Here is a 4701-nt window from a genome sequence, read left to right on the forward strand (position 1 = left end):
GGAGCCCGCTTCGAGACGTACGTCTACGCCGACCGCCTGCTGGCCCTCGATCTCGCCCGCGACCTCGGGAGCCTCGCGTGATCGTGCGGGCGGGCACCGGCCCGCTGCGTCGGCTCGTGGTGCTGCGGCACGCCAAGTCCGCCTGGCCCGAGGGCGTCGAGGACCACGAGAGGCCACTCGCTCCGCGCGGCCTGCGCGATGCCCCGGCCGCCGGACGCGCCCTCGCCGAGGCCGACTGCCTGCCCGACCTCGCCCTGTGCTCCACGGCCGTGCGCGCCCGCCGCACCTGGGAGCTGGCCTCCGCCGAGTGGGGCACGCCGCCGCCGGTGCGCTACGACGAGCGGCTGTACGCGGCCGGCGTACCGGATCTGCTGGAGGTGGTCCGCGAGGCGCCGCCCGAGGTGGAGACGCTGCTGGTGGTCGGGCACAACCCCGGGCTGGAGGAACTGGTCCTGGAGCTGGCGCGGGACGGTCTCGACGACACGCTGGACCGGGTGCGGGCGAAGTTCCCCACGTCCGCGATCGCCGTGCTGTCCTGGCACGGCGCCGGCTGGCCGGCCCTCGGCCCCGGCACGGCTCTCCTGACCTCGCTGACCGTGCCGCGCGGGAGCAAGAAGTAGCGCCACACGCGCGTACCCCACCGCTGCCGGCACGCGCGCGTACGTCACCGCCACCGGCCTCCGTCCGCATCCGGCACTCCCCGTCACCGCATAGGGTGACGGGATGCAGGACGAGTACCGCACAGTCGCCCACGCGGGCGTGCACGAGATCGAGATCAACCGCTCCCGCTTTCTGTGCGCCCTCGCCCCGGCCGCCACCGAGCAGGAGGCGCAGGACTTCATCGCCTCCGTGCGCAAGGAGCACGCCGACGCCACCCACAACTGCTGGGCGTACGTCATCGGCGCCGACGCCTCCGTGCAGAAGGCCAGCGACGACGGCGAACCGGGCGGCACCGCCGGCGTCCCCATGCTCCAGATGCTGCTGCGCCGTGAGATGCGCTACGTCGTCGCGGTCGTCACCCGCTACTACGGAGGCGTCAAGCTCGGGGCCGGCGGACTCATCCGCGCCTACGGCGGCGCCGTCGGCGAGGCTCTCGACACGCTCGGCACGCTCACCCGGCGCCGCTTCCGGCTCGCCACGGTGACCGTCGACCACCAGCGCGCGGGCAAGCTCCAGAACGACCTGCGCGCCACCGGACGCGAGGTGCGGGACGTCCGCTACGGCGAGGCCGTCACCATCGAGATCGGCCTGCCCGATGCCGACGTGGACGCCTTCCGCGCGTGGCTCGCGGACGCGACGGCGGGCACGGCGGGATTCGAACCGGGCGGAGAAGCCTATGGAGATGCGTGATATACGACCCTAATCGGGCATAAGGCGCGCGGAAGTAGCCGGTCATGACGGGCTGATACGGGAGTAACCGCCCGTGCTGTCAGACCCGGCCGTTAGTCTCGGGGATCATGAGAATCCTGCACACGTCCGACTGGCATCTCGGCCGGGCTTTCCACCGGGTGAACATGCTCGGGGCCCAGGCCGAGTTCATCGGTCACCTCGTCACCACCGTGCGCGAGCGCGAGGTGGACGCGGTGGTCGTGTCGGGCGATGTGTACGACCGCGCGGTGCCCCCGCTCGCCGCGGTCGAGCTGTTCGACGACGCCCTGCACCGCCTCGCCGACCTCGGCGTGCCCACGGTGATGATCTCCGGCAACCACGACTCGGCCCGCCGCCTCGGCGTCGGCGCCGGACTCATCGACCGCGCCGGCATCCACCTGCGCACCGAGCCGTCCGCCGCCGCCACCCCGGTCGTCCTCGGCGACGCCCACGGCGACGTCGCCTTCTACGGTCTGCCGTACCTCGAACCCGCCCTGGTGAAGGACGAGTTCGGGGTCGACAAGGCCGGCCATGAAGCGGTGCTCGGCGCCGCCATGGACCGTATCCGCGCCGACCTCGCCACGCGCGCGCCCGGCACCCGCTCGGTCGTCCTCGCCCACGCCTTCGTCACCGGCGCCCAGGCCAGCGACAGCGAGCGGGACATCACCGCCGGCGGGGTCGCCGCCGTACCGGCCGGGGTCTTCGACGGGGTCGACTATGTGGCGCTCGGCCACCTGCACGGCTGCCAGACCCTCACCGAGCGCGTGCGCTACTCCGGCTCCCCGCTCGCCTACTCCTTCTCCGAGGCCGGCCACCGCAAGAGCACCTGGCTGATCGACCTCGATGCCGACGGCACCGTCTCCGCCGAACGCGTCGACTGCCCGGTGCCCCGCCCGCTGGCCCGCATCAAGGGCACGCTGGACGGCCTCCTCGCCGATCCCGGCCTCGCCCGGCACGAGGACGCCTGGGTCGAAGCCACCCTCACCGACCCGGTCCGCCCCGCCGACCCCATGGCCCGGCTCACCGAGCGCTTCCCGCACACCCTCAGCCTCGTCTTCGCCCCCGAGCGCGCCCCGGACGACCCCTCGGTGTCGTACGCCCGGCGCCTCGCCGGCCGCAGCGACCAGCAGATCGCCCAGGACTTCGTCGCCCATGTGCGCGGCGCCGGGCCCGACGAGCGCGAGACGGCCGTCCTGCGCGAGGCCTTCGACGCCGTGCGCGCCGACGCCGTCGTACGGGAGGTGGCCCGATGAGGCTGCACCGGCTTGACATCACCGCCTTCGGGCCCTTCGGCGGCTCCCGCGGCGTCGACTTCGACGCCCTGTCCGCCGCCGGGCTCTTCCTGCTGCACGGCCCCACCGGCGCCGGAAAGACCTCCGTCCTGGACGCCGTCTGCTACGCCCTGTACGGCTCCGTCCCCGGCGCCCGGCAGAGCGGCCAGGGTATGCACCTGCGCAGCGACCACGCCGAGCCGCGCACCCGCACCGAGGTCCGCCTCGACCTCACCGTCGCCGGACGCCGGCTGGAGATCACCCGGCAGCCGCCGTGGGAGCGGCCCAAACTGCGCGGCACGGGCACGACCGTCGACAAGGCCCAGACCTGGCTGCGGGAGTACGATGCCACGGCCGGCGCCTGGAAGGACCTCAGCCGCTCCCACCAGGAGATCGGCGAGGAGATCACCCAGCTCCTCGGCATGAGCCGCGAGCAGTTCTGCCAGGTCGTGCTGCTGCCCCAGGGCGACTTCGCCCGCTTCCTGCGCGCCGACGCCGAGGCCCGCGGCAAGCTGCTGGGCCGCCTCTTCGACACCCAGCGGTTCGCCGACGCCGAGAAGCGCCTCGCCGAGCGCCGCCGGGCCACCGAGGCACGCGTACGGGAAGGCGACGCGGCGCTGCTCGCCGACGCCCACCGCATGCAGCAGGAAGCCGGCGACGCCATGGAACTGCCCGAGCTGGCGCCCGGCGATCCCGGTCTGGCCGACGCCGTCCTCGGCGCCGCCGCCCTCGCCCGCGCCACCGCCCGCGAGCGCCTCACCATCGCCCACTGCCGCCTGGCCGCCGCCGAGTCCGCGCACACCGAGATCCGGCGCGCCCTGGACGATGTACGCGAACTCGCCCGGCTGCAGAGCCGGTTCACCGAGGCCCGGCAGCGCGCCGAGCAGCTCCAGGAGCGGGCCGGCGCCCACCACGAGGCGCAGCGGCGCATGGAGCGGTCCCGCAAGGCGGAGGCGGTCGCGCCCGCGCTGGAGCTGCGCGAGGCCGCCGAAGAGGAGCACCGCAGGGCCACCACGGCCGAGGCGAGCGTGCGCGGGACGCTCCCCGGCTCCTATGCCGACGCCGGCGCGAGCGGACTGGCCGCAGCCGCCCGCCGGGCCGCCGAGGAACTGGGCGGTCTGGACGCGGCCCGGCGCGCCGAGCAGAAGCTCGTCCGGCTGGCCGAGGAGCGGTCCGGGCTCGACCGCCAGGAGCGCGCCGACGAGGAGGTGCTGCGCGAGGCCGACGCCTGGCTCGACGCGTGGGACGCCACGCGCGCGGCCCTGCAGTCCCGCGTCGACTCCGCCCAGGAGGCCGCCACCCGCGCCGAGCAGCTCGCCGTCCAGCGGGACCCGATGCGCGGGCGGCTCACCGCGGCCCGCACCCGGGACACGCTGGCCGCGGACCTGGAGGACGCACAGCGCCGGGCGCTGGCCTCCGAGCAGCAGGCGCTCGGCTCCCGCGCCCACTGGCTCGACCTCAAGGAACAGCGTCTGAACGGCATTGCCGCCGAGCTGGCCGCCCACCTCACCGACGGCGAGCCCTGCGCCGTCTGCGGAGCCACCGAACACCCCGCACCGGCCCGCAAGGTCGCCGGGCACGTCGACCGTGAGGCCGAGGAGAGGGCCCACAAGGCCTCCCAGCAGGCCGACCGGCAGCACACCGAGGACCAGCGGCGGCTCGGCGTCGTCCGCGAGGCCCTGGCCGCCGCCACCGCCGAAGCCGGCGACACGCCCACCGCGCAACTCGAAGAGACGGCCGCCGAGTTGGAGCAGGAGTACGCCCGCACCCGTCGCGACGCCTCCGTCCTGCACGCCGCCCACGAAGAGCTGCGGCGCGCCGAGCGGGAGCGCGAGCAGCGCCTCGCCGACCGTCAGCAGGCCGCCGTGCGGGCCGCGTCCCGGGGTCACCCGACGCGAGACCCTGGAGCAGGAACAGGGCCGGCTGGAGGAGGAGTTGAGCAGGGCACGCGGCGGCTCGGGCAGCGTGGCCGCGCGTGCCGCGCAGCTGGAGCGGCAGGTGGCGCTGCTCACCGACGCCGCCGACGCCGCGCGCACCGCCGAGGACACCGCGCAGCGCCTGA

At 75.0% G+C, this 4701-nt stretch carries 3 protein-coding genes and 1 pseudogene; all 4 read left to right on the top strand.

Annotated elements, in window-relative coordinates; all coding sequences use genetic code 11:
• Positions 1 to 77: 77 nt before the first annotated feature.
• Positions 78 to 620: a SixA phosphatase family protein gene (locus M878_RS85215; protein ID WP_023552466.1), complete on the top strand. Its 543-nt coding sequence runs from the start codon at positions 78 to 80 to the stop codon at positions 618 to 620.
• 103 nt (positions 621 to 723) lie between these two features.
• Positions 724 to 1350, top strand: coding sequence for a YigZ family protein (locus tag M878_RS85220; protein ID WP_023552467.1), 627 nt, complete (start codon positions 724 to 726; stop codon positions 1348 to 1350).
• A gap of 107 nt (positions 1351 to 1457) precedes the next feature.
• Positions 1458 to 2621, top strand: coding sequence for an exonuclease SbcCD subunit D (locus M878_RS85225; protein WP_023552469.1), 1164 nt, complete (start codon positions 1458 to 1460; stop codon positions 2619 to 2621).
• A pseudogene (locus M878_RS000000101165) lies at positions 2618 to 4701 on the top strand (AAA family ATPase); the annotation flags it as partial. The gene M878_RS85225 and the pseudogene M878_RS000000101165, both read left to right, overlap by 4 nt.

Origin of the sequence: Streptomyces roseochromogenus subsp. oscitans DS 12.976, assembly GCF_000497445.1 — a bacterium.
GTDB classification, from domain to species: Bacteria; Actinomycetota; Actinomycetes; order Streptomycetales; family Streptomycetaceae; genus Streptomyces; species Streptomyces oscitans.